The organism is Aeromicrobium sp. HA, from assembly GCF_027171405.1.
Classification (GTDB): domain Bacteria; phylum Actinomycetota; class Actinomycetes; order Propionibacteriales; family Nocardioidaceae; genus Aeromicrobium; species Aeromicrobium tamlense.
Window position 1 is genome coordinate 3,455,542 of record NZ_CP114372.1, and the last position, 21,552, is coordinate 3,477,093.

Consider the following 21,552-nt stretch of genomic DNA (forward strand, 5'->3'; position numbering starts at 1 on the left):
CAGGACGAGGTCAGCCGCGGCGCTTCATGTAGGCGGTGAAGGCGGCGTACAGCGGCTTGTTGATGGGCAGGTCCCACTCGCCGAGGTACTCCACGGCCTCGCCGCCCGTGCCGACCTTGAACTGCAGCAGGCCCACGTGGGAGTCGTCGGTGTCGAGCGTGTCGGTGATGCCGCGCAGGTCGTAGACCTCGGCGCCGCCCGCGAGCGAGTCGCGCATCATCTGCCACTGCACGGCGTTCGAGCCGCGGACCTCGCGCTTCGCGGTGGTGGACGCGCCGTAGGAGTACCAGGCGTGCGTGCCCACCTGCACGAGCGTGGTGGCGGCGACGAGGTCGCCCTCGTGGCGGGCGAGGTAGAGCCGCAGCCGCTGCGGGTCCTCGGCGGTCATCGCGTCCCACATCGTCTCGAAGTACGACAGCGGGCGCGGCGTGAAGTGGTCGCGCTCGGCGGTCTCGACGTACACGCGGTGGAACTCGGCGAGGTCCTCGCGGGTGCCCGTGGTGACCTCGACGCCCTGCTTCGCGGCCTTGCGAATGTTGCGGCGCCACAGCTGGTTCATGCCGGCGAGGACGTCGTCCTCCGAGCGACCGGCCAGCGGCACCTGGAAGTTGTACTTCGGCTGCCCGGCGGAGAAGCCGCCCTCGGCGGCCTGCTCCTTCCAGCCCAGCGAGCGCAGCTGGGCGGCCACCGCGAGCGCGGCGTCGTCGGTGTGGTCGGCGGGGACGTCGCCGAGCCGGGTGAGGACGTCGTCGGCCAGCGCGGCCTTCAGCGTGGCGGCGCCCCAGCGGCGGGTCACCAGCGCGGGACCCATGCGAATGCCGAACGCGCCGTTCGCCTTGAGGTGGGTGCGCATCGCGTCGAGCGCCTCGGCGACGTCGCCGCTCCAGTCGAGGACCGGACCCTCGGGCAGGTAGGCCAGGTAGCGCTTCAGCTTCGGCACCTGGCGGTAGAGGACGAGGCCGACGCCGACGAGCTCGTCGCGCCGGAACCAGCCGATCGACTCCCCGCGCCATTCGCCCTTGACCGCCGCCCACGCGGGGGTCTGCAGGAAACTCGCGGAACCGCGCGAGGCGACGAACGCCAGGTGCTGATCGGGTCCGATGGTCCGTACGTGCAAGCTCACGGCTCGAGGCTATCCAACAACGTTTGTTAGGCTCTCCTAACGAAGCACCCCGGACGGGCCCGACCGTCGTTCCGGGCCGTCGGCCTCGCGGCCGAAACATCGGAGGAATCCTCGTGAAGACCTTTGTCGCGACCGTGCTCGGTCGCCGTGTCCTGACCCCCCACCTCGTCTCGATCACCCTGGGTGACATCGACGCGTGGGAGTCCACGGGCATCCCGGACGAGTACGTCCGCCTGCTGCTGCCGCCGCGTCCCGGTGCACCGGTGGTGCTGCCCGAGATCGGTGAGGACTGGTCGATCACGTACCCCGAGGGCGCCGAGGAGCTCGTGCCCCGCGTCTACACGATCTCCGACCACCGCATTGTCGACGGCCGCGTGCGCGTGGACATCGACGTCGCTCTGCACGACCACGGCGTCGGCTCCGACTGGGCCCGCACGTGCGAGCCTGGCGACCGTGTCGGCATCCTCGAGCCGCACGGCCTCTACCGCCCCGCGGCGGACGCCACCGACCAGCTGCTCGTATGCGACCTCACCGGCGTGCCCGCGCTCGCGCGCATCCTGCGTGGTCTCGAGCCCGAGGTCCGCGCTGACGTGCACGTCGTCCTCACCGATGCCGCCGACGAGGTCCCGCTGCCGTCCGTCGCCGACGTCACGGTGACGTGGCAGGTCGTCGAGAACGACCACGACATCCCCGATGCGATCGAGGCCGTCGTCCGCGGACGCGACCTGCCCGCCGACCCGTCCGGTCGCTACGTCTGGGTGGCCGGCGAGGCCCGCGCCGGACGCGCCACCCGCAAGCACCTGCGGCGCGAGCTCGGCTGGCCGCAGACGTCGTTCTACACCTGCGGCTACTGGCAGATCGAGGCCGAGAAGTGGAACGCGCGCTACCAGCAGGTCGCCGAGCAGGTGCAGGCCCAGGCCATGGAGGCCTACCAGCGCGCCGGCGAGGACGAGGGCGCCTACCTCGACGAGCTCGACACGATCTACGAGTCCGTCGGACTTTGACGGTCGGCGGCTCCGCGGCGCCAGATCCGTAGCGCTGTCCACCCTTTTCCGGCCGATCAGCCGGAAAAAGGGTGGATGCCGCTACACATCTCGCGCGCCGGAGGCGCGGTCAGGGATCTCGAGCCGGGAGCGCGGTCTGGGCCACGCGAGGATGCCGGCGCCTCCCAGCAGGGCGACGACGAGGCCCACGCGAACTGGATGTGGCCAGGCCACCGCGAAGTCCTCACGGTCGTGGCGGCAGGTGATCGTGCCGAGGGCGTGGTTGGGACGAGCCGCGACGTCCTGCCACTCGCTCTCGGAATGAGGGCCGGGTCCCGACGTCGTCCACCCGAACGCGGCGTCGATCGGCGTCGACAGTTGGCTGCAGAAGGCTCCTCCGTGAGCGGTCGCGGCGATCCGGGTGGGTGCGATCCAGGCGACGGCGGCCACGGCGAGAAGTGCCGCCACCGTGACCGCGCGCCCGAAGCTCACCCGTCGACCCTAGCCACGCTCACTGCCCGGCTCCTGCCAGATTCGTAGCGCTGTCCACCCTTTTTCGGCCGATCCGACCGAGAACGGGTGGATACCGCTACAGATCTCGCGCGCCGGAGGCGCGGTCAGTGGCCGGCGGTGCCGCGGCGCCAGTAGCCGACGAAGCTGATCCGGTCCTTGGGGACGCCGGCGGCGACGAGGTGGCGGCGGGCCCCCTGCACCATCGACTGCTCGCCGACGAGGAACGCGTGCACGTCGGTGCCGGGTGGGACGGTGACCAGGGCCGGCAGGGCGATGTCGCCTGCGTGCGCCTCCGGCGGACGGCTGAGCCACCACACGTCGACGCCCGGCGGGTGGGACAGGTCGAACTGGTCCTCCTGCGTCGGCACGTCGAGGATGGCGGTGCCGGTCGCGGAGTCGGGCAGGCTGGACAGGACGCCCGCCACCGCGGGCACGCCGGTCTCGTCGGCCAGCAGCAGCACGCGGTCGGTCCCGCGGCCGGGGTTGAACGCGATGCCCTCGTCGACGATGCCGATCGGGTCGCCCGGCCGGCAGGTCTGCGCCCACGTCGAGGCGGGGCCGGCGGTCCCGTCCTCGACGTTGCCGTGCAGGACGAAGTCGATGTCCAGCTCGGGCCCGTTTTCGCCGACGGACCGGAACGCCCGCACCGTGTAGTTCCGCAGCACGGGCCGCTCGCCCTTGTCGATCCGCAGGTAGCGCAGGTAGCCGAGCAGGTTGACCCGGTCGGGCAGCTGGTCGAGTCCGGTCTCGCCAGCGGTGGGGATGAACATGCGGAACCACTGGTCCCAGCCCATCGGCGTGAACTGCTCGATCGACCCGCCGCCGACCGTGACGCGCTGGAAGTGCGGCGAGATCCGCTCGCTCCGCAGGACTTCCAGCCGGATCAGCTGCTGACGGTCCGGCTTGACCAGCTCGCTCGCCTTCGCCATGGCTCCTCCTCCATCGAGTTAGGCGAGCCTAACCGACGTGGCGGGCGGGGTCACCCGGCCGTCCAGCAGGCGGATCAGGCGACGAACGAGGCCGGGCGCGACGGGGTGATGAGCAGGGGCATGCCGGCCTCGGCCGGGGTGCGGTTCCCCTTCTTGTGGTTGCAGCGCAGGCAGGCCGCGACGGCGTTCTCCCACGTGAGCGCCCCGCCGCGCGAGCGCGGGATCACGTGGTCGACGGTCTCGGCCAGGCCGCCGCAGTAGGCGCACGAGCGGTCGCGGGCCTTGATGGCGCTCTTCGTGCACAGGTGCGAGCGGCGGTGCATCCACCGCGCGACGACGTAGCGGACCAGGCGCAGCACCCGGGGCCGGGGGAAGGGGCCGAACGAGTCGTCGGCCGCCTCCTCGATGACCGCCACCTCGCGCACCAGCATCTTGATCGCGTGGCGCAGCGACACGCGCTGCAGAGGTTCGTAGCTCGCGTTGAGCACCAAGACGTCACCAGCGGTCATGGGCGCGCCCCTTTCCGCTACGAAGCGTAACCAGAACGCGGTCATTCCGGGGTGAACGCTCGCCGAAACGTGCAAGTGACAAACCGCCCCTAAGGTGGTCTCGTGACCGAGGCGCAGCTGTTCGAGGGATACGGACCCGTCGCGGGCTACGACGAGATGTACGGCGAGTCGGGCGTCCGCGACCTCTACACCGCCGTGCACGCGGCCTTCGGCAAGATGCCGCCCGAGGAGGTCCGTCAGCGGGCCGACGGGCTCGCCTCGTCCTACCTCGAGCAGGGCATCACGTTCGGCGTCGCGGGCGAGGAGCGACCCTTCCCGCTCGACATCGTGCCGCGCATCATCGAGGCCGACGCCTGGGACGAGGTCGAGGCCGGCGTCAAGCAGCGGGTCAAGGCGCTCGAGGCGTTCCTGGCCGACGCGTACGGCGCCGGAGAGCTCTTCCGCGACGGCGTCGTCCCGCGCGAGACCGTCGTGACCTCGAGCCACTACCACCGCGTCGTCGCCGGCATCGACCCCGCGAACGGCGTGCGGATCCACGTCTCGGGCATCGACCTGATCCGCGATGGGAACGGCGACTTCCGCGTGCTGGAGGACAACGCGCGCGTGCCGTCGGGCGTCTCCTACGTCATGACCAACCGCCGCGCGATGTCCAGCGGCCTGCCCGAGGTCTTCGCCGACCACCGCATCCGGCCCGTCGCGCGCTACTCGCGCCAGCTGCTCTCGGCCCTGCGCGCCGCGGCGCCCGCCGGCGTGAGCGACCCGACCGTCGTCGTCCTGACCCCCGGCGTCTACAACTCCGCGTACTTCGAGCACACGCTGCTGGCGCGCACGATGGGCGTCGAGCTCGTCGAGGGCCGCGACCTGGTGTGCCACGGCGGCCGCGTCATGATGCGCACCACCGACGGCCTCGCGCCGGTGCACGTCATCTACCGCCGCATCGACGACGACTTCCTCGACCCGCTGTCGTTCCGCGCCGACTCCGCGCTGGGCGTCCCCGGCCTCATCAACGCCGCGCGCGCCGGCAACGTGACGATCGCCAACGCGGTCGGCAACGGCGTCGCCGACGACAAGCTGCTCTACACCTACGTGCCCGACCTGATCCGGTACTACCTGCACGAGGAGCCGATCCTGCGCAACGTCGACACGTGGCGCTGCGGCGACGCCGAACAGCGCGAGGAGGTGCTCGACCGCCTCGACGAGCTCGTGCTCAAGCCGGTCGACGGCTCGGGCGGCAAGGGCATCGTGATCGGCCCGTCGGCCACCGGCGAGGAGCTCGACGAGCTGCGCGCCAAGGTCATCGCGGCGCCGCGCGACTGGATCGCCCAGCCGGTGATCTCGCTGTCCACCGTGCCCACGCTCGTGGAGGACGGCATCCGTCCGCGTCACGTCGACCTGCGCCCGTTCGCGGTCAACGACGGCGACGACGTGTGGGTCCTGCCCGGCGGCCTCACCCGCGTGGCGCTGCCCGAGGGCGAGCTGATCGTGAACTCCAGCCGCGGCGGCGGCTCGAAGGACACGTGGGTGCTGGCCCGGCCCACCGAGCCGATCGAGGAGCCCGACGACGACCTCGACCCCGTCACCACGACGCAGACCATGGCCCCGATCACCGCTCCGCTGAGGGGGGAGGCCTGATGCTCAGCCGCATCGCCGAGTCGCTCTTCTGGATCGGCCGCTACCTGGAGCGAGCCGACGACACCGCGCGCCTGCTCGACGTGCAGATGCAGATGCTCGTGGAGGACCCCGCCACCGACGAGGTCACCAGCTGCCAGCAGCTGTTCGCCGTCATGGGCATCGAGGACTTCGAGGGCGTGCCCAACCGTTGGTCGATGCTCGACCTGCTGGCCTACGACCAGAAGTCGCCGAGCGCGATCGCCTCGGTGATCGGCTCGATGCGCGAGGCCGCCCGCAGCGCCCGCGAGACCCTCTCCACCGACGTCTGGTCGGCGATCAACACCACGTGGCAGGGCGTCCCGGCCGCCACGTCGATGCGCCCGGTGGAGATGTTCAACTGGGTGCGTCGCCGCACCGCGATGATCTCGGGCACCGCCGACGACTCCATGCCGCGCGACCAGGGCTGGTACTTCTACGTCCTGGGCCGCAGCATCGAGCGCACCGACATGACCGCCCGGCTGCTGTCCACCGCGGCCAGCGCCGGCGCCTCGGGGATCGCGTGGCAGAACACGCTGCGCGCCTGCGGCGGCTACGAGAGCTTCCTGCGGACCTACCGCGGCATCGAGCGCGACACCGCCGCCGCCGAGTACCTGCTGCTCGACCGGTGGTTCCCGCGCTCGATCGTGTCGAGCCTGAGCGAGGCCGAGCGGGCGCTGACCCGGCTCGACGTCGCCGGCCGTCGCGCGGGCTTCTCCGACGAGGGCCTGCGGCTGCTGGGCCGGGCGCGCACCGAGATCGAGTACCGCCCCCTGAACGAGATCCTCGAGACGATGCCGTTCGAGATGGAGCGCCTGCAGCGCGCCTGTGCCGCCGCGAGCGACGCGATCACGGCGCGGTACTTCGCGCAGGAGGACTGGCACAGCTGGACGGGGAGGGTTTCGCTGTGAGCGAGCGTCAGCGAGTGAACGAGGTGGCGGCGTGAGCATGCGTATGCGGGTGCGTCACGCGACGACCTACACCTACTCCGAGCCGACGGTGGCCTCGTACAGCGAGGCCCGCCTGACGCCGCAGACCACCGCCGACCAGTACGTCCGCCGCACGCGCCTGGAGATCGCGCCGACCGCGTGGTCGCAGGAGTACCGCGACTACTGGGGCGCCACGGTCACCGCGTTCGAGGTGACCGACCCGCACGACGAGCTCACCGTCGTGGCCACGTCGGTGGTCGACACCGCCGACCCGGCCGAGCCCGGCGAGTCGATCGGCTGGGACGCCCTCGACGCCAACACCCTCGACCGGTACTGCGAGTTCGTGCACCAGCAGGACAAGGTGCGCCCCGCCGAGTCCCTCGTGGCCGAGCTCGATGCGATCCGCGCCGAGTCCGCCGCCCCGAGCGCCTACGTGGAGCGGGTCGTCGAGCTGATCCGCGGTCGCGTCAAGCGCCTCGTCGCGGCCACCCACGTCAGCGCGACCGCCGAGGAGACCTGGGAGTCCGGCAAGGGCGTCACGCACGACATCACCCACGTCGCGATCGGCGCGCTCCGCCACGCGCAGGTCCCGGCGCGCTTCGTGGCCGGCTACGTGCACCCCGAGGCCGACCCGGAGGTCGACGCTCCCGTGGCGTCCGAGCCGCACGCCTGGCTCGAGTGGTGGGACGGCCGCTGGGTGGGCTGGGACGTCACGCACGGCGAGGCCCCGGGCGAGCGCCACATCGTGGTCTCCCGCGGCCGCGACTTCGACGACAACCCGAACCTGCGCGGCATCTACTCCACCAGCGGTGAGTTCAGCACCGCCGTCGAGGTCGAGATCACTCGCCTGGCCTGAGCGCGGGACGGTTGGCTCCCGCGCCGGTCGCCGGTGTCCGCGGCGCGCCCTACGGTGGAGCCATGAGCACCGACTGGACCCGCAACCGCGTTCCCGAGACCCATCAGCCGTGGCAGGCCGACGCCGACCGCTACCAGGGCCTGGAGTACCGCCGCGTGGGCCGGTCGGGCCTGCTGCTGCCCCCGATCAGCCTCGGCCTGTGGTGGAACTTCGGCGACAACCGCACGTTCGACACCCAGCGCGAGGTGCTGCGCCACGCGTTCGACCTCGGCATCTCGCACTTCGACCTGGCCAACAACTACGGCCCGCCCTACGGCTCCGCCGAGGAGAACTTCGGCCGCATGATGCGCGGTGACTTCGCGCCCTACCGCGACGAGCTCGTCATCTCCACGAAGGCCGGCTGGGACATGTGGCCGGGCCCGTACGGCTTCCTCGGGTCGCGCAAGTACCTGCTGTCGAGCCTCGACGCGTCGCTGCAGCGGATGAGCCTCGACCACGTCGACATCTTCTACTCGCACCGTGCCGATCCGGACACGCCCGTCGAGGAGACCGTGGGCGCGCTCGACACCGCGGTGCGCCAGGGCAAGGCCCTCTACGTGGGCATCTCCTCGTACTCGGCCGAGCGCACGCGGCGCGCGGCCGAGGTGGCGGCCGACCTCGGCACGCCGCTGGTGATCCACCAGCCCGCGTACTCGATGGTCAACCGCTGGGTCGAGGACGAGCTGTTCGCCACCCTGGAGGACACCGGCATGGGCTCGATCGCCTTCACGCCGCTCGCGCAGGGCCTGCTCACCGACCGCTACCTCGGCGACGAGCCGGTCGAGCGGTCCGGGGGGCGGTCGTCGTTCGACGTCTCGGTGGTCGAGGGCAACCGCGACCGGCTGCGCGGTCTGGCCGACGTGGCGCGCGAGCGTGGTCAGACCCTGGCCCAGCTCGCGATCGCCTGGGTGCTGCGTCCGGGCGCGGCCACGTCAGCCCTGATCGGCGCCTCCAGCACCCGCCAGCTCGACGAGAACGTGGCCGCCGCGAGCAGCACGGACTTCACCGCCGAGGAGCTCGAGAGGATCGACGAGCTGGTCGGCCACGACGCCGATGCGCGGGTCGACCTCTGGGGTGGTTCTGCTCACATCGTGTAACTCTGAGTGACACCGCATGGATTCTGGGCGTTTCTCGCCTAGGCTCTCCGCCATGGAGAAGACCGTCGCGGCGCACGCGCACGAGCTCACGAAGACCTACGGCAAGGGCGACGCCCAGGTCCGAGCGCTGGACGGCGTCTCGCTCGAGATCTACGAGGGCGAGTTCACCGCCGTGATGGGACCGTCCGGCTCGGGCAAGTCCACGCTCATGCACTGCATGGCCGCGCTGGACACCCCCGACTCCGGCCGGGTCACGATCGGCCCCACCACCCTGGCCAAGCTCGACGACAAGGCGCTCACGGTGATGCGCCGCGAGAAGATCGGGTTCGTCTTCCAGGCGTTCAACCTCGTGCCCACCCTGACGGCCGAGGAGAACATCCTGCTGCCGCTGTCGATCGCGAACCGCAAGCCCGACCCCACCTGGTACCGCAACGTCATCGACGCCGTCGGCCTCGCCGACCGCCTCAAGCACCGCCCGAACGAGATGTCGGGCGGGCAGCAGCAGCGCGTCGCGTGCGCGCGGGCGCTGGTCAGTCGGCCGTCGATCGTGTTCGCCGACGAGCCCACCGGCAACCTCGACTCCACCTCGGGCGCCGAGGTCCTCTCGTTCCTGCGCCGCAGCGTGGACGAGTTCGGCCAGACGATCGTGATGGTCACGCACGACCCCCACGCCGCGAGCTACACCGACCGGGTCGTCTACCTCGCCGACGGCCGCGTCGTGTCCGAGCTGCGCGAGCCCACCGCCGAGAAGGTCCTCGAGCGCATGAGCGCGGTGCAGCGCCGGATCGGCGCGTGACGTGCGACGGGTCACCTGGCGCAACCTCGTCGCCCGCAAGGTCCGCCTGCTCCTGAGCGCCTTCGCGATCGTGCTGGGGATCGCGTTCCTGTCCGGCTCGCTGGTGTTCACCGACACGATCGGCCGGAGCTTCGACCAGATCGCGTACGGCACGGTCACCGACGTCGCCGTGCGGCCGGTCACCGGAGACGGCGACGCCATCGCGATGAGCGTCAACCGCGAGGCGCGCACGATCCCGGCTTCCGTCGTGGACGACGTCGCGGCGCTGCCCGACGTGGCGCGTGCCGAGGGTGCCGTCAACGGCGGTGGCCTCTTCGTGGTGAAGAAGAACAACAAGCTGCTCGGCGGCACCGGCGCCCCGACGATCGCACTCAACGCCGGGCCTGCCGACCCGATCCCCAACGCCGCAGGCCAGCAGATGCTGAGCTGGGAGCGCGGCCGTCCCCCGGCGGCGGAGGGCGAGGTCGCGCTCGACACGCGCTCGGCCGAGGTCGCGGGCTACCGGGTCGGCGACACCGTCAAGATCGCGCTGCCGGCGGACCCGCCGATCCTCAAGGCCAAGCTCGTCGGCCTCTTCGACTTCACCTCCGGTGGACTCGCCGGCGCGACCCTCGTGATGTTCGACGACGCGAGCGCGCAGCAGTACTTCCTCGGCGGAGAGGACGCGTACAGCGTCATCCAGGTCGAGGCCGCACCCGGCGCGACGCAGCAGCAGGTCGCCGACGAGGTCGCGAAGGTCATCCCCGAGGGGACCGAGGCGGTCACGGGCGACGCCGTCGCCGAGGAGTCCAAGGACCTCTTCGACCAGCTGCTCGGCTTCCTCAACACGTTCCTGCTGGTCTTCGCCGGGATCGCGCTCGTGGTGGGCACGTTCCTCATCGTCAACACGTTCTCGATCCTGGTGGCCCAGCGCAGCCGCGAGCTCGCGCTGCTGCGGGCCCTCGGTGCCTCGCGCCGCCAGGTCAGCCGCTCGGTGCTCACCGAGGCCTTCGTCATCGGCGTCATCGGGTCCACGCTCGGCCTGGCGCTGGGCTTCGGCCTGGCGATGCTGCTGAAGGTGCTGTTCAGCAACTTCGGCCTCGACCTGTCGGGCACGTCGTTGGTCTTCCGCCTGCGCACCGTCGTGCTGTCCTACGTCGTGGGCGTGCTGGTGACGATGCTCGCGGCGTGGATCCCCGCCCGGCGTGCCGCGCGGGTCCCGCCGGTGGCCGCGATGCGCGACGAGGTCGCGATGCCGGAGTCCTCGCTGCGCTGGCGCCTCGTGATCGCGCTGCTGTTCGGCCTCGTCGGTGCCGGCGCGATGGCCGCCGGGTCGTGGCTCGACGTGCCGCGGCCGATCATCTGGGTGGGCGCCGGCATCTTCGGCGTGCTGATGGCCGTGGCGCTGGGCAGCCCGATCATCGCCACCCCCGTGCTCGCGGTCTTCGGCGCGATCTACCGCACGGTCTACCGCTCGGTGGGCCTGCTCGCGGCCCAGAACGCGCGCCGCAACCCGCGTCGCACGGCCGCCACCGCCTCCGCCCTCATGATCGGCCTCGCGCTGGTCACGACGATGTCGATCCTGGGCGCCTCCATCAACAAGTCGATCGACGCCGGGGTCGAGCGCGAGTTCTCGGCGGACTTCGTCATCCAGAACGTCAGCGGTCAGGCCTTCTCGCCGGGCATCTCGAAGAGCGTCAGCGAGGTCCCGGGCGTCGCCGCCGTGTCGCCGGTCCAGGCGATCGTGTTCCGCGCCGACGGCAGCCAGGTGTTCGGGTCGGCCACCGACCCGGCGCGGTTCGGCGAGGTCTTCGACCTCGACTACGGCTCCGGTCAGGCACCCGCCGCGGACGACACGATCGCGCTGAGCGAGTCGCTGGCCGAGTCCCTCGGCAAGACCACCGGCGACACGGTCGAGCTCTCGTTCACCACCGGCAAGGTGCCGGCCACGGTCACGGGCGTCTTCGCCGACAGCAACATCGTCGGGCAGGCGGTGGTGCCGCTGTCCACGGTCACCACCGCCGGCATCCAGCGCGGCGACACCACGCTGGCCGTCAACGCCGCCCCCGGCACCGGCACGGGCACGGTGCGCGCGAACCTCGAGCGCGCCGTCGGCGACAACCCCACGATCGTCGTGCAGGACAAGGAGAGCTACGCCGAGGCGCAGCGGGCCCAGGTGAACACGCTGCTCTACCTCATCTACGCGCTCCTGGGCCTGGCCATCGTGATCGCGGTGCTGGGCATCGTGAACACGCTCGCGCTGAGCGTCATCGAGCGCACCCGCGAGATCGGCCTGCTGCGCGCGGTCGGTCTCACCCGGCCGCAGCTGCGTCGGATGGTGCGCCTGGAGTCGGTCGCCATCGCGATCCTCGGCGCCGTGCTGGGCATCGGGGCGGGCCTGCTGTTCGGGGTCGCGCTGCAGCGCTCCTTCGCCGACGACGGCATCAGCGACCTCGCGATCCCGGCGGGCTCGCTCGCCGTGTTCGTCGTGGTCTCGGCGTTCGTGGGCGTGCTCGCCGCGGTGCTGCCCGCCCGGCGCGCGGCGCGGCTCGACGTGCTGCGCGCGATCACGGGCGAGTAGCCGGGCATCGGCGGATTCGTCCGGAACGACGGCCCGCTGCTAGACTCGTGAGGTTGCCGTTCGAGGCGACACCCTCCTGTGACGGAAAGCCCGTCACCGCTCAGTCCAAAGGAGAACCCGCAGTGGCACTGCGCAAGTATGAAGTCATGGTCATCCTCGATGCCGACATCGATGAGCGTTCCGTCGAGAAGAGCCTCTCGACCTACCTCAACAACACGATCGTCGCCGACGGTGGCTCGGTCGACAACATCGACGTCTGGGGCAAGCGCCGTCTTGCCTACGAGATCAACAAGAAGTCCGAGGGCATCTACGCCGTCATCGGTCTGTCCGCCGGTCCCGACTCTGTCAAGGAGCTGGATCGCCAGCTCTCGCTGAACGAGTCCGTCGTCCGCACGAAGGTCACGCGTCCCGACGCGAAGTGATTCTGTGGACGGAGTGATTCCGTCCCCCGAATCCGACAGACTCGTCGCGAAGAGCACCTCGAGAGAAGGCTGATCCATGGCAGGCGAAACCACCATCACCCTCGTCGGCAACCTGACCCGCGATCCCGAACTGCGGTTCACGCCGTCGGGCGCGGCCGTCGCCGACTTCACCGTCGCGTCCACCGCGCGCACGTTCGACCGTCAGACGAACGAGTGGAAGGACGGCGACACGCTGTTCATCCGCTGCTCGGCCTGGCGCCAGCTGGCCGAGAACGTCGCCGGCTCGCTGACCAAGGGCACCCGCGTCATCGTGACCGGCGCCCTGAAGGTCCGTGAGTACGAGCGCCAGGACGGCGGCCGCGGCACGAGCGTCGAGATGACGGTCGACGAGGTCGGCCCGTCGCTGCGCAACGCCACCGCACAGGTCACCCGCACGTCGGGTGGCGGCGGTGGCCAGGGCGGCTTCGGCGGGGGCAACTCCGGAGGCTTCGGTGGCAACGCCGGTGGCAACTCCGGCGGCTTCGGTGGCCAGCAGCCCGGTCAGCAGTCCGATGCGAGCGCGTGGGCCCAGCCCTCGGCGCCGCAGGCGCCTTCCGGGGGCAACGACCCCTGGGGCGGCGGATCCGGCTCCAGCGACGAGCCTCCCTTCTGATCCATCACACGTAGCAAGAACATTTCCAGGAGCATCATGGCCAAGCCCGTTGTCCGGAAGCCGAAGAAGAAGAGCAACCCGCTCGCGGCCGCCGGCGTCACCACCATCGACTACAAGGACACTGCGCTGCTGCGCAAGTTCATCTCCGACCGCGGCAAGATCCGCGCCCGTCGCGTCACCGGCGTCTCCGTCCAGGAGCAGCGCCAGATCGCCAAGGCGATCAAGAACGCGCGCGAGATGGCGCTGCTGCCCTACACGTCCAGCGGTCGCTGAGTCAGGAGCACGAGACAGATGAAGCTCATCCTCACGCACGAGGTCAGCAACCTCGGCCAGCCCGGCGACATCGTCGAGGTCAAGGACGGCTACGGCCGCAACTTCCTGCTGCCCCGCAACTTCGCCATCCGTTGGACGAAGGGCGCGGCCAAGCAGGTCGAGTCGATCAAGGCCGCGCGTGACGCGCGCGCCGTGCACGACCTCGAGACCGCCCAGTCGATCAAGGGCAACCTCGAGTCGTCGCCGATCAACGTCCCGGCCCACGCCGGTGAGGGCGGCCGCCTGTTCGGCGCCGTCACCGTCACCGACATCGCCGACGCGCTGGCCCAGGCCGGCGCGAAGGTCGACAAGCGTCGTATCGAGGTCGGCAACCCGATCAAGAGCCTCGGCGCGCACACGGTCTCCGTCCGCGTGCACCCCGAGGTCGTCGCGACGGTCAAGCTGAACGTCGTCGCCTCCAAGTGATCCTCAAGACGCCGGGTCCCGCTTCACGCGGGGCCCGGCGCCTTGCTGTCGGGGCGCTGGCGGGCCTGCTGCTCGCCGGCTGCCTCGGCGGCGGGGGCGATGACGCCTCCGGCGAGAAGCAGGCCGCGAAGGAGGACACGTCGCTGCCGATGGCCGACGTGCACGCGGCCGAGCGGGCCGACGTCCGCGACGGCGGCACGCTGCGCCTGGGCATCACCTCGTTCCCCGCGCAGTTCAACCCGGTGCACACCGACGGCGTCGCCAGCACCGCCCCCCAGATCCTCGAGCCCACGCTCGGCAGTGCCGTGCGAGTGGGCCCCGACGGCTCGTGGACGGTCGACACCGACTACGCCAGCAGCGTCGAGGTCGTCGACAAGGACCCGTTGACCGTCCGCGTCGAGCTCAACCGCCGCGCCGTCTGGCAGGGCGGCACCCCCATCACCTCGGCCGACATGGTCGCCTGGGTCGACGCGATGCAGGACGACGAGTTCGCCGCGGCGCCGTCGCCCGTCTACGATCTCGTCGACTCCGTCGAGCCCGACGGGAAGTTCGCGTACGAGGTCGAGTTCGAGGAGCCCACCGCCGACTGGCCAGCCGCGGTCTACCCCACGCTGCCGAAGGCGTACACGAAGTCGGTCAAGACGTTCAACCGCGGCCTCGTCGCGAAGGCGCCCTCGGCGAACGGCCCGTACGTGGTCACCGAGATCGAGCGCCGCACCGGCACGATCACGCTCGAGCGCAACCCGCGCTGGTGGGGCGAGCCGGGCCGCCTCGACTCCATCGTGTGGCGGATCGGCGACGAGGACGTGCTGGCCCAGGCGTTCACCGCCGGCGAGCTCGAGTCCGCGCCGGTCACCCCCGCGAACCGTGAGGCCCTCGCGAAGGCCGACGTGCGGGCGGCACTCGGCTCGGAGTGGTCGCACCTCACGATCAACGGCGGCACCGGTGCGCTCGCCGACGCCGACGTCCGGCGCGCGGTCATGCTCGCGGTCGACGCCGAGGGCATCGTCGCCGACACCTCGAAGCGCTACGGCGTCGAGGCGGTGCCGATGGACTCGGTCGTGCTGCTGCCGGGCCAGGTCGGCCACCCGGCCGGCAAGCCGGTCACCCGTGACCTCGCCCGTGCCGAGAAGCTGCTGGCCAAGGCCGGCTGGCGGCGCAAGGACGGTGCCGGACCCGCACTGCGCAAGGGCAAGCCGCTCACCCTCAGCCTGCCCGTGCCCGACACCCGCTCGGGCGCCGTGCAGCGGGCCGAGGCGATCGCCGAGGACCTCGCCGAGATCGGCATCCGCGTGAAGGTCACCACGGTGCCGGGCCCCACGTTCTTCGAGAAGGTCGTCATCCCGCTGGACTTCGACCTCACCACGTTCGCGTGGGGCGTGCGGCCGTTCGACCTCGCCGACACGCGGCGCCTGTTCACCCCGATCGACAGCCCGATGAACTTCACCGGCAAGGCGTCCAAGGCGATCGGCCAGGCGTTCGACGACGCGATCGCCGAGCTCGACGACGACGCCCGGGCCCGCCAGGTGGCCGAGATCGACGAGGTCGCGCGGGCGCAGGCGTCGATCATGCCGCTCGCGGTCGTCCCGCAGGTGCTGGCGGTCGACCCCACGGTGCGCAACTACGGCCCCGCGGCGCTGGCCGACACGGACTGGACCGAGGTCGGGTTCGCGGCGAAGAAGAAGGGCGACTGATGGCCCGCACCCGGCGCCGGGCGGTGGCCTGGCCCACGATCCTGCGCGAGCTGCGTGTCGTGCGGGTCGCCGACGTCACCGAGTCCACGCGCCGAGTCACCCTGGCCGGCGCGCAGCTGGAGGAGTTCGAGGTCGCCGGCGGCACCGCCGCGCCGTTCCGCTCCGAGGGCTTCGATGACCACGTGAAGCTGCTCGTGCCGCTCGAGGGCACCGATCGCCCGCCGCTGCCGGTGCAGGGCCCCGATCGTCTCGAGTGGGGTGGTGCGGGCGGCCGTCCCGTGGCCAAGGACTACACACCGCGACGGTTCGCCGACGGCGAGCTCGACCTCGACTTCGTGCTGCACGAGGGCGGCTTCGCGGCGGGCTGGGCGCGTCGGGCCGCTCCGGGCGACCCGGCGTGGATCGTCGGCCCCACCCGGTCGCTGCTGCTGCCCGAGGGGGTCGAGCGGATGGTGCTGGCGGGCGACGAGACCGCGCTGCCGGCCATCGCTCGGCTGCTCGACGCCTGGCCGGGCACGATGACCGCCGACGTCGTGGTCGAGGTCGCCTCGCCCGCCGGCATCCAGGACCTGCCCGAGCGGCCCGGCGTCACGGTGCGGTGGGTGCACGGCGCCGACGCCTGGGTAGAGGCCGTGCGCGACGTGCCGTGGTCCGACGTGCCCACGTTCTGCTGGGTCGCGGGCGAGTCCGGGGCCGTGCGCCAGGTGCGCCGCCACCTCGCCGACGACCGCGCCGTCCCGCGCGACTGCCTCGACGCCACCGGGTACTGGCGGCGCTGACGGTTTCCCCGGTTAACCGGGGAAACTGTCACTTCACGAGGTTCGCGAACCACGTGAAGTGACAGGAAACCTCGTTCAGTCAGGCCGCGTGGAGCTGACGGGCGGCCACCGGGTGGCCCTGCCACCACAGCGTGTGGTCGAGCTCGGAGCCGTCGCGCGGGGCCCACGTGCGCACGACGACCCGCTGGGTGCCGAGCTCGCGGTCGATCCAGGCGCGGCCGTTCGGGAGGTCGATCTCGGTGCGGTCGACATCGCCGCACGGCACGTGACGCGGACGCCCGACGAGACGCAGCCAGCCGACGGGTCGTGTGGTCCCGCGGACCACGTGGCTGGCCAGTCCCTCGTGCGAGACGACCTCGTGCGGCCCGAGGTGCCGCAGCACCGAGTCGAGCTCGGAGGTGGAGACGACGTAGACGCGGCCGATGCGGTCGCGACGTGAGCGCGGGCCCCGGAGGGCGTCGATGACGGGAAGGCTCATGTCTCCACCTCAGCGGGCGAACCTGTCAGTGGGCTGAAACGCAGGTGAACGTTCGGCGTGATCTCAGCGCGCGCCGAGGACGAGCCACCGGTCGCCGCGCTGGCGCAGCCAGAGGGTCACCCAGCGCGTGGCCTGGAACAGCGCGTAGGCCGCCCACAGCCACGTGAATCCGGCCTCGGTCTCGCGGATCAGCAGGGCCACCGGCGTGTAGACGAGCAGCGTGACGAGTCCGGCCCACGCGAGGTAGACGCCGTCGCCCGCGCCGATCAGCACGCCGTCGAGGACGAAGACGACGCCGGACACGGGCTGGATGAGCGCCACGATGAGCAGGGCGGGGATCGCGGCCGCGCGCACGTCGGCGTCGGGGGTGAAGGCGCGAGCGACCCACGGTGAGGTGACGGCCAGCAGCACGCCCGACACGATGCCGAAGCCGAGACCCCACGCGATCACGCGGCGGGTGACGTGGCGGGTGCCCTCCGCGTCGCCCGCGCCGAGGGAGTGGCCCGTGAGGGTCTGGGCCGCGATCGCGAACGCGTCGAGGGCGAACGCCAGCAGCATGACGATCGTGGTCGCGATCTGGTGGGCGGCCAGGGAGGCGTCGCCGAAGCCGGCGGCCACGAGGGTCGCGAGGAGCAGCACGGCGCGCAGGCTGAGGGTGCGCAGCAGTAGTGGCACCCCGTCGTGGCCGGCGCGGACGACGTCGGCCCACTGCAGCCGCGCAGAGGCCTGGGCGGCACGGCTGCGCCGGACGACCTGTCCCACCAGGGCGAGTGCCGCCGCCCACTGCGCCAGCACGAGGCCGAGTGCCGCGCCGCGGATGCCGAGGTCGGCGCCGTAGACCAGCGCCACGGTCAGCATGACGTTGAGGACGTTCGCGGCGATCATCACCACGAGCGGGGTGCGCAGGTCCAGCACGCCGCGCAGCGCGCCCGTGGCGGCCAGGACGAGCAGCACGGCGGGGATGCTCGCGGCGGCGATCGTCAGGTACTGGGTGGTGAGGTCGGCGACCTGCGCCGAGCTGGCCAGCGCCCCGCCGAGCGGCCCGGCGGTGAGCGCGGCGAGGACGCCCAGGACGACGCCGATGAGCAGAGCCAGCCAGACGCCGCCGAGCGCGGACTCGAGAGCCCGCCGCGGCTCGCCGGCGCCCTGGTGCCGCGCGACCGTCGCGGTGCTGCCGTAGGCCAGGAAGACGCACAGTCCGACGATGGTCGTCAGGATCGTGGAGGCCGCTCCGAGGGCCGCCAGCTCGGCCCGTCCGAGGTGTCCGACGATGGCCGTGTCGGCCATCAGCATGAGGGGCTCGCAGATCAGCGCGGCGAAGGCGGGGAGGGTGATGGCCAGGATCCGGCGGTCGAGAGAGGGGATCGGCACGCGGGCGACGATACTCCTGTGACGAATGTGGTGGATTTATCGACATGTCGGTGCTCTGCGTGCTAGCGCCCGTGGAAAACCTCGGCCGTGAAAATCACACCCCGGATTCCTCGCTCCACACCGTGTGACTCACGTTTTCGCAGGTCAGAGGCGTGTGTGACGCGTGCCACACACGTCTTTCCACAGAGTCGTCCACCGACTGTGCACACTCGCCCCCGGCGTTTTCCACAGCTTTGCCGCAGTTCTTCACACCCCCTGTGCACCGCTGTCTCGACCCTGCTCCTACCGGCCCGTAAGGTCACCCGAGGTGGATGTCCCGCGCCGGGGGGAGCCGGTGATCGGCAGGACTGTCGGTGGGACTGCGTAGCCTCCAATCCAGCTGCCGATCACGTCGAGGAGTGCCGTGAGCGTTACCGATCTGTACGAGTCCGAGCGACCTTCGGACTCCGCGGCGTCGGGCTACGTTCCGCCCCAGGACATGGCGGCCGAGCAGAGCGTCCTCGGCGCGATGCTGCTGTCGAAGAACGCGATCGACCCGGCCACCGACCTGCTCGAGAGCCGCGACTTCTACCGTCCCGCCCACGAGCTGATCTTCGACGTCATCACCGACCTGTCCGGACGCGGCGAGCCGGCCGACGCGATCACCGTCGCGGCCGAGCTCACCCGCCGCGGCGAGATCGGCCGCATCGGCGGCGCCGCCTATCTGCACGACCTCGTCCAGGGCGTGCCGATCGCGGCCAACGTCGACTACTACGCCGAGATCGTCCACGAGAAGGCCGTGCTGCGGCGCCTCGTCGAGGTCGGCCAGCAGGTCGCCCAGCTGGGCCAGGCGGGCACCGGCGAGATCCAGGACATCGTCGACCGCGCCCAGAAGGCCGTCCTCGACGTCGACGGCACCAAGTCGGGCGAGGACTACAACGTCCTGTCCGACCTCATGTCCTCCACGATCGACGAGCTGGAGGAGCTCGAGACGCGCTCCGGCGAGGTGCACGGCGTCATGTCGGGCTTCCCCGACCTCGACCGTCTCACCACGGGCTTCAAGCCGGGTCAGATGATCGTCGTCGCGGCCCGACCCGGTGTCGGCAAGTCCACGCTGGGGCTCGACTTCGTGCGCAACGCCTCGATCCGCCAGGGCATGACCTCGGCGATCTTCAGCCTGGAGATGACCGGCTCGGAGATCGCGATGCGTCTGCTGTCGGCCGAGGCGAAGGTCGCGATCCACCACATGCGTGCCGGCTCGATGTCCAGCCGCGACTGGGACGCGATCGGTCGCGCCATGGCCACGGTGCAGGCCGCGCCGATCGTGATCGACGACAGCCCCAACATGACGATGCCCGAGATCCGCTCGAAGGCCCGCCGCATCAAGAAGCAACACGGCCTCGACTTCGTCGTCCTCGACTACCTGCAGCTGATGACCTCGGGCAAGAAGGTCGAGAACCGTCAGGTCGAGGTCTCGGAGTTCTCCCGTCAGATCAAGCTGCTGGCGAAGGAGCTCGGCGTCCCGGTCGTCGCGATCAGCCAGCTGAACCGAGGCTCGGAGCAGCGCACCGACAAGACGCCGCAGATCTCCGACCTGCGCGAGTCCGGCTCGATCGAGCAGGACGCCGACATCGTCCTGCTGCTCAACCGCCCCGATGCCCACGGCGCCGGCGAGTCCGAGCGTCCCGGCGAGGCCGACATCATCGTGGCCAAGAACCGCTCGGGCCCGGTCAACAAGGTGGCCGTCTCGTTCCAGGGTCACTACTCGCGCTTCACGCCGATGGCGCGCGAGCCCGAGAGCGCCTCCGGCGGTGCCTCGGGGGCCGACTTCGCCTGACGCGAGGCCGTCGCGCCGCATCGCACGAACCCCGTCCGTGGCGGCGTGCGCATTCCTCCATTTTCGCTCGCATCGCAGACCGATTCCAGTTTCGTCGCTGTCTGCATCTTCACAGTCCTCGCCCCTTCGGTGCCGCTCGGACGCGACATAACGTGGATGATGCGGGCGGCGAGTGCCGGCCGTAGGACACGAGGCGAAGGAGGGCCATGTCCACGCAGGCATCGGGAGGGAACACCACACGCAAATGGCTTCGACTGGCCACGTCCCTGGCGGTCGTCGGAGTGCTGACCGCCGGCGCCGGCGGCGTCGTCCTGGTCAGTGGGGAGACGGCCAGCGCCACTCCCGGCAACGGTCAGGAGAAGATCGGCGTCTGCCACCGCACGGCGTCGGAGTCGAACCCCTACGTCTATCTCGAGGTGCCGGCCGCCGAGGCCAACGGGCACATCACCGGGACCGGGTCGCAGCACCACCAGCAGGTCACCTGGAAGAGCGAGGGCAGCTGGCGAGGCGTCGCCCACGCCGCCGGCGACCTGAGGCTCGACTACTACGCGCACGAGGACGAGATCGCCGCGCGGCAGTGTCTCGACACGAGCACGCCGACCGAGGACCCGACGACTCCGCCCACCGAGGATCCGACGACCCCGCCGACCGAGGAGCCCACGGACGAGCCGACGGACCCGGGCACCGAGCCCTCGGACGAGCCGAGCCAGCCGAGCGACGATGTCACCCACGATCCGTCGAACGAGTCGCGGGACGACACCGACGGGCAGGAGCAGGCTCCTGACCAGGACGCCGACGACGCCACCGCGAGCCCGTCCACCGAAGCGGTGCCGCGCCGCATCGACGCCGGTGTCACCACGGACGCGTCCACGCTGTGGGGCGCGGGCCTGGTCGGCGGCGGCAGCGCGCTCGTCCTGAGCTCGGGCGGCATCGTCGTGGGCGCCAGGCGGTTCGAGGACCGCTGACATGACGCGCGTCCCGCGCACGCGGGGTCCGGCACCTCAGCGCCGGACCCTCGCGGCGTTCCTCGCGCTGGTGCTGCTCGCGCTGCTGGGTGCCTGCGTCGTGGGCGGGCCCGACCCGGCCCCCTCGTCCGTGACGGCCCAGCCGACGGTCACCGTCACCACCGAGCCGATGACGTGCACCGAGGAAGCCGCGAGCCCGACGCCGGACCCCGCTCGGGGCGAGCCGGTGCGCCTCGTGATTCCGTCGATCGACGTCGATGCGACCGTCGTGCCGATCTCCCTGAGCGCCGACGAGACGCTGGTCCCGCCGGCCGACGTCACGCAGACCGGCTGGTGGTCCAGAAGCGCGCTCCCTGGCAGCACGGCAGGGACGACGCTCATCGCGGGTCACACGGTCCACGCCGGCGGTGGGGTCTTCGACGACCTCGACCAGCTCGAGGCCGGCGACGTCGTCCGGGTGAGGACGTCGGAGGGATGGGTCGCGTACCGCGTCACGGAGGTCTCCGACCTGACGAAGGAGCAGGTCGGGAAGGACGCCCACGAGCTGTTCTCCCAGGACTCCGACGGGCGGCTCGCGCTGGTGACGTGCAGCCACTATCGCCTCGGTGCCTACGCGAGGAACACCGTCGTCCTCGCCGAGCCCGCCTGAGGAGAGC

22 protein-coding genes are annotated in these 21,552 nt (G+C 71.2%); 16 read left to right on the forward strand and 6 right to left on the reverse strand.

Annotated features, from left to right (window positions below; genetic code table 11):
• Positions 1-10: 10 nt before the first annotated feature.
• Positions 11-1,123 carry a lipid II:glycine glycyltransferase FemX gene (locus tag O3S82_RS17135; protein ID WP_269304484.1) on the reverse strand — a complete coding sequence of 371 codons (1,113 nt, stop codon included), beginning with the start codon at positions 1,121-1,123 and terminating at the stop codon, positions 11-13.
• A 113-nt stretch (positions 1,124-1,236) separates the two neighbouring features.
• Here O3S82_RS17135 and O3S82_RS17140 point away from each other — a divergent pair, with 113 nt between their 5' ends.
• A complete protein-coding gene (locus tag O3S82_RS17140) occupies positions 1,237-2,127 on the forward strand; it encodes a siderophore-interacting protein (RefSeq protein ID WP_269304485.1) in 891 nt (296 codons plus the stop codon).
• Between the two features lie 81 nt (positions 2,128-2,208).
• Here the strand turns inward: O3S82_RS17140 and O3S82_RS17145 are convergent, their stop codons facing one another.
• From O3S82_RS17145 to O3S82_RS17155, 3 genes are all read right to left on the reverse strand, one after another.
• Complete coding sequence (locus O3S82_RS17145; protein WP_269304487.1) at positions 2,209-2,598, reverse strand: hypothetical protein; 390 nt, start codon at positions 2,596-2,598, stop codon at positions 2,209-2,211.
• Positions 2,599-2,723: 125 nt separating this feature from the next.
• Positions 2,724-3,548 carry a siderophore-interacting protein gene (locus O3S82_RS17150; RefSeq protein ID WP_269304489.1) on the reverse strand — a complete coding sequence of 275 codons (825 nt, stop codon included), beginning with the start codon at positions 3,546-3,548 and terminating at the stop codon, positions 2,724-2,726.
• Positions 3,549-3,622: 74 nt separating this feature from the next.
• Positions 3,623-4,057 carry an HNH endonuclease gene (locus O3S82_RS17155; RefSeq protein ID WP_179427310.1) on the reverse strand — a complete coding sequence of 145 codons (435 nt, stop codon included), beginning with the start codon at positions 4,055-4,057 and terminating at the stop codon, positions 3,623-3,625.
• Positions 4,058-4,159: 102 nt separating this feature from the next.
• Here O3S82_RS17155 and O3S82_RS17160 point away from each other — a divergent pair, with 102 nt between their 5' ends.
• The 12 genes from O3S82_RS17160 to O3S82_RS17215 all read left to right on the forward strand — a co-directional run bounded on the left by O3S82_RS17160 (position 4,160) and on the right by O3S82_RS17215 (position 16,266).
• Positions 4,160-5,689, forward strand: coding sequence for a circularly permuted type 2 ATP-grasp protein (locus O3S82_RS17160; protein ID WP_269304492.1), 1,530 nt, complete (start codon positions 4,160-4,162; stop codon positions 5,687-5,689).
• On the forward strand, positions 5,689-6,615 hold the full coding sequence (locus O3S82_RS17165; protein WP_179427308.1) for an alpha-E domain-containing protein: 927 nt from the start codon (positions 5,689-5,691) through the stop codon (positions 6,613-6,615). Before O3S82_RS17160 ends, O3S82_RS17165 begins: the two co-directional genes overlap by 1 nt.
• Positions 6,616-6,652: 37 nt before the next feature.
• Positions 6,653-7,489, forward strand: a complete 837-nt coding sequence (locus tag O3S82_RS17170) for a transglutaminase family protein (RefSeq protein WP_223303159.1) — start codon at positions 6,653-6,655, stop codon at positions 7,487-7,489.
• Between the two features lie 62 nt (positions 7,490-7,551).
• The gene (locus O3S82_RS17175; protein WP_269304495.1) at positions 7,552-8,625 is read left to right on the forward strand and encodes an aldo/keto reductase; all 1,074 of its coding nucleotides are present in this window, start codon (positions 7,552-7,554) and stop codon (positions 8,623-8,625) included.
• A 52-nt stretch (positions 8,626-8,677) separates the two neighbouring features.
• Positions 8,678-9,421, forward strand: a complete 744-nt coding sequence (locus O3S82_RS17180) for an ABC transporter ATP-binding protein (protein WP_179427302.1) — start codon at positions 8,678-8,680, stop codon at positions 9,419-9,421.
• Position 9,422: 1 nt separating this feature from the next.
• Entirely contained in the window at positions 9,423-11,981 is a 2,559-nt protein-coding gene (locus tag O3S82_RS17185; RefSeq protein ID WP_269304497.1) for an ABC transporter permease, read from the forward strand.
• A 128-nt stretch (positions 11,982-12,109) separates the two neighbouring features.
• A complete protein-coding gene (rpsF, locus tag O3S82_RS17190) occupies positions 12,110-12,403 on the forward strand; it encodes a 30S ribosomal protein S6 (RefSeq protein ID WP_179428349.1) in 294 nt (97 codons plus the stop codon).
• Positions 12,404-12,479: 76 nt separating this feature from the next.
• Positions 12,480-13,055, forward strand: a complete 576-nt coding sequence (locus O3S82_RS17195; protein WP_179427297.1) for a single-stranded DNA-binding protein — start codon at positions 12,480-12,482, stop codon at positions 13,053-13,055.
• Positions 13,056-13,091: 36 nt separating this feature from the next.
• The gene (gene rpsR / locus O3S82_RS17200) at positions 13,092-13,328 is read left to right on the forward strand and encodes a 30S ribosomal protein S18 (RefSeq protein ID WP_067861076.1); all 237 of its coding nucleotides are present in this window, start codon (positions 13,092-13,094) and stop codon (positions 13,326-13,328) included.
• A gap of 18 nt (positions 13,329-13,346) precedes the next feature.
• Entirely contained in the window at positions 13,347-13,793 is a 447-nt protein-coding gene (rplI, locus tag O3S82_RS17205; RefSeq protein WP_179427295.1) for a 50S ribosomal protein L9, read from the forward strand.
• Positions 13,790-15,487: an ABC transporter family substrate-binding protein gene (locus tag O3S82_RS17210; protein WP_269304505.1), complete on the forward strand. Its 1,698-nt coding sequence runs from the start codon at positions 13,790-13,792 to the stop codon at positions 15,485-15,487. Before rplI ends, O3S82_RS17210 begins: the two co-directional genes overlap by 4 nt.
• Positions 15,487-16,266 (forward strand): siderophore-interacting protein, encoded by a 780-nt coding sequence (locus O3S82_RS17215; protein ID WP_269304507.1) that lies wholly within the window; start codon positions 15,487-15,489, stop codon positions 16,264-16,266. The genes O3S82_RS17210 and O3S82_RS17215 overlap by 1 nt, the downstream gene beginning before the upstream one ends.
• A 79-nt stretch (positions 16,267-16,345) precedes the next feature.
• Here O3S82_RS17215 and O3S82_RS17220 read toward each other — a convergent pair whose 3' ends face one another.
• A complete protein-coding gene (locus O3S82_RS17220) occupies positions 16,346-16,744 on the reverse strand; it encodes a hypothetical protein (protein WP_269304509.1) in 399 nt (132 codons plus the stop codon).
• Positions 16,745-16,807: 63 nt separating this feature from the next.
• Positions 16,808-18,115 (reverse strand): MATE family efflux transporter, encoded by a 1,308-nt coding sequence (locus tag O3S82_RS17225; RefSeq protein WP_269304511.1) that lies wholly within the window; start codon positions 18,113-18,115, stop codon positions 16,808-16,810.
• A gap of 478 nt (positions 18,116-18,593) precedes the next feature.
• On the opposite strand from O3S82_RS17225, the gene dnaB reads away from it, so the two are divergent.
• From dnaB to O3S82_RS17240, 3 genes are all read left to right on the forward strand, one after another.
• Complete coding sequence (dnaB, locus tag O3S82_RS17230) at positions 18,594-19,931, forward strand: replicative DNA helicase (RefSeq protein WP_179428345.1); 1,338 nt, start codon at positions 18,594-18,596, stop codon at positions 19,929-19,931.
• 206 nt (positions 19,932-20,137) lie between these two features.
• The gene (locus O3S82_RS17235) at positions 20,138-20,896 is read left to right on the forward strand and encodes a hypothetical protein (RefSeq protein WP_269304513.1); all 759 of its coding nucleotides are present in this window, start codon (positions 20,138-20,140) and stop codon (positions 20,894-20,896) included.
• Position 20,897: 1 nt separating this feature from the next.
• Positions 20,898-21,545, forward strand: a complete 648-nt coding sequence (locus O3S82_RS17240; RefSeq protein ID WP_179427285.1) for a class F sortase — start codon at positions 20,898-20,900, stop codon at positions 21,543-21,545.
• Positions 21,546-21,552 lie beyond the last annotated feature (7 nt).

Bases quoted from the DNA above. Each gene is read 5' to 3' on its own strand.
- O3S82_RS17150 (WP_269304489.1), bottom strand. From the start codon at position 3,548: ATGGCGAAGGCGAGCGAGCTGGTCAAGCCGGACCGTCAGCAGCTGATC.
- O3S82_RS17155 (WP_179427310.1), bottom strand. From the start codon at position 4,057: ATGACCGCTGGTGACGTCTTGGTGCTCAACGCGAGCTACGAACCTCTG.
- O3S82_RS17165 (WP_179427308.1), top strand. From the start codon at position 5,689: ATGCTCAGCCGCATCGCCGAGTCGCTCTTCTGGATCGGCCGCTACCTG.
- O3S82_RS17170 (WP_223303159.1), top strand. From the start codon at position 6,653: ATGCGTATGCGGGTGCGTCACGCGACGACCTACACCTACTCCGAGCCG.
- O3S82_RS17175 (WP_269304495.1), top strand. From the start codon at position 7,552: ATGAGCACCGACTGGACCCGCAACCGCGTTCCCGAGACCCATCAGCCG.
- O3S82_RS17180 (WP_179427302.1), top strand. From the start codon at position 8,678: ATGGAGAAGACCGTCGCGGCGCACGCGCACGAGCTCACGAAGACCTAC.
- O3S82_RS17195 (WP_179427297.1), top strand. From the start codon at position 12,480: ATGGCAGGCGAAACCACCATCACCCTCGTCGGCAACCTGACCCGCGAT.
- rpsR (WP_067861076.1), top strand. From the start codon at position 13,092: ATGGCCAAGCCCGTTGTCCGGAAGCCGAAGAAGAAGAGCAACCCGCTC.
- rplI (WP_179427295.1), top strand. From the start codon at position 13,347: ATGAAGCTCATCCTCACGCACGAGGTCAGCAACCTCGGCCAGCCCGGC.
- O3S82_RS17215 (WP_269304507.1), top strand. From the start codon at position 15,487: ATGGCCCGCACCCGGCGCCGGGCGGTGGCCTGGCCCACGATCCTGCGC.
- O3S82_RS17220 (WP_269304509.1), bottom strand. From the start codon at position 16,744: ATGAGCCTTCCCGTCATCGACGCCCTCCGGGGCCCGCGCTCACGTCGC.
- dnaB (WP_179428345.1), top strand. From the start codon at position 18,594: ATGGCGGCCGAGCAGAGCGTCCTCGGCGCGATGCTGCTGTCGAAGAAC.
- O3S82_RS17235 (WP_269304513.1), top strand. From the start codon at position 20,138: ATGTCCACGCAGGCATCGGGAGGGAACACCACACGCAAATGGCTTCGA.
- O3S82_RS17240 (WP_179427285.1), top strand. From the start codon at position 20,898: ATGACGCGCGTCCCGCGCACGCGGGGTCCGGCACCTCAGCGCCGGACC.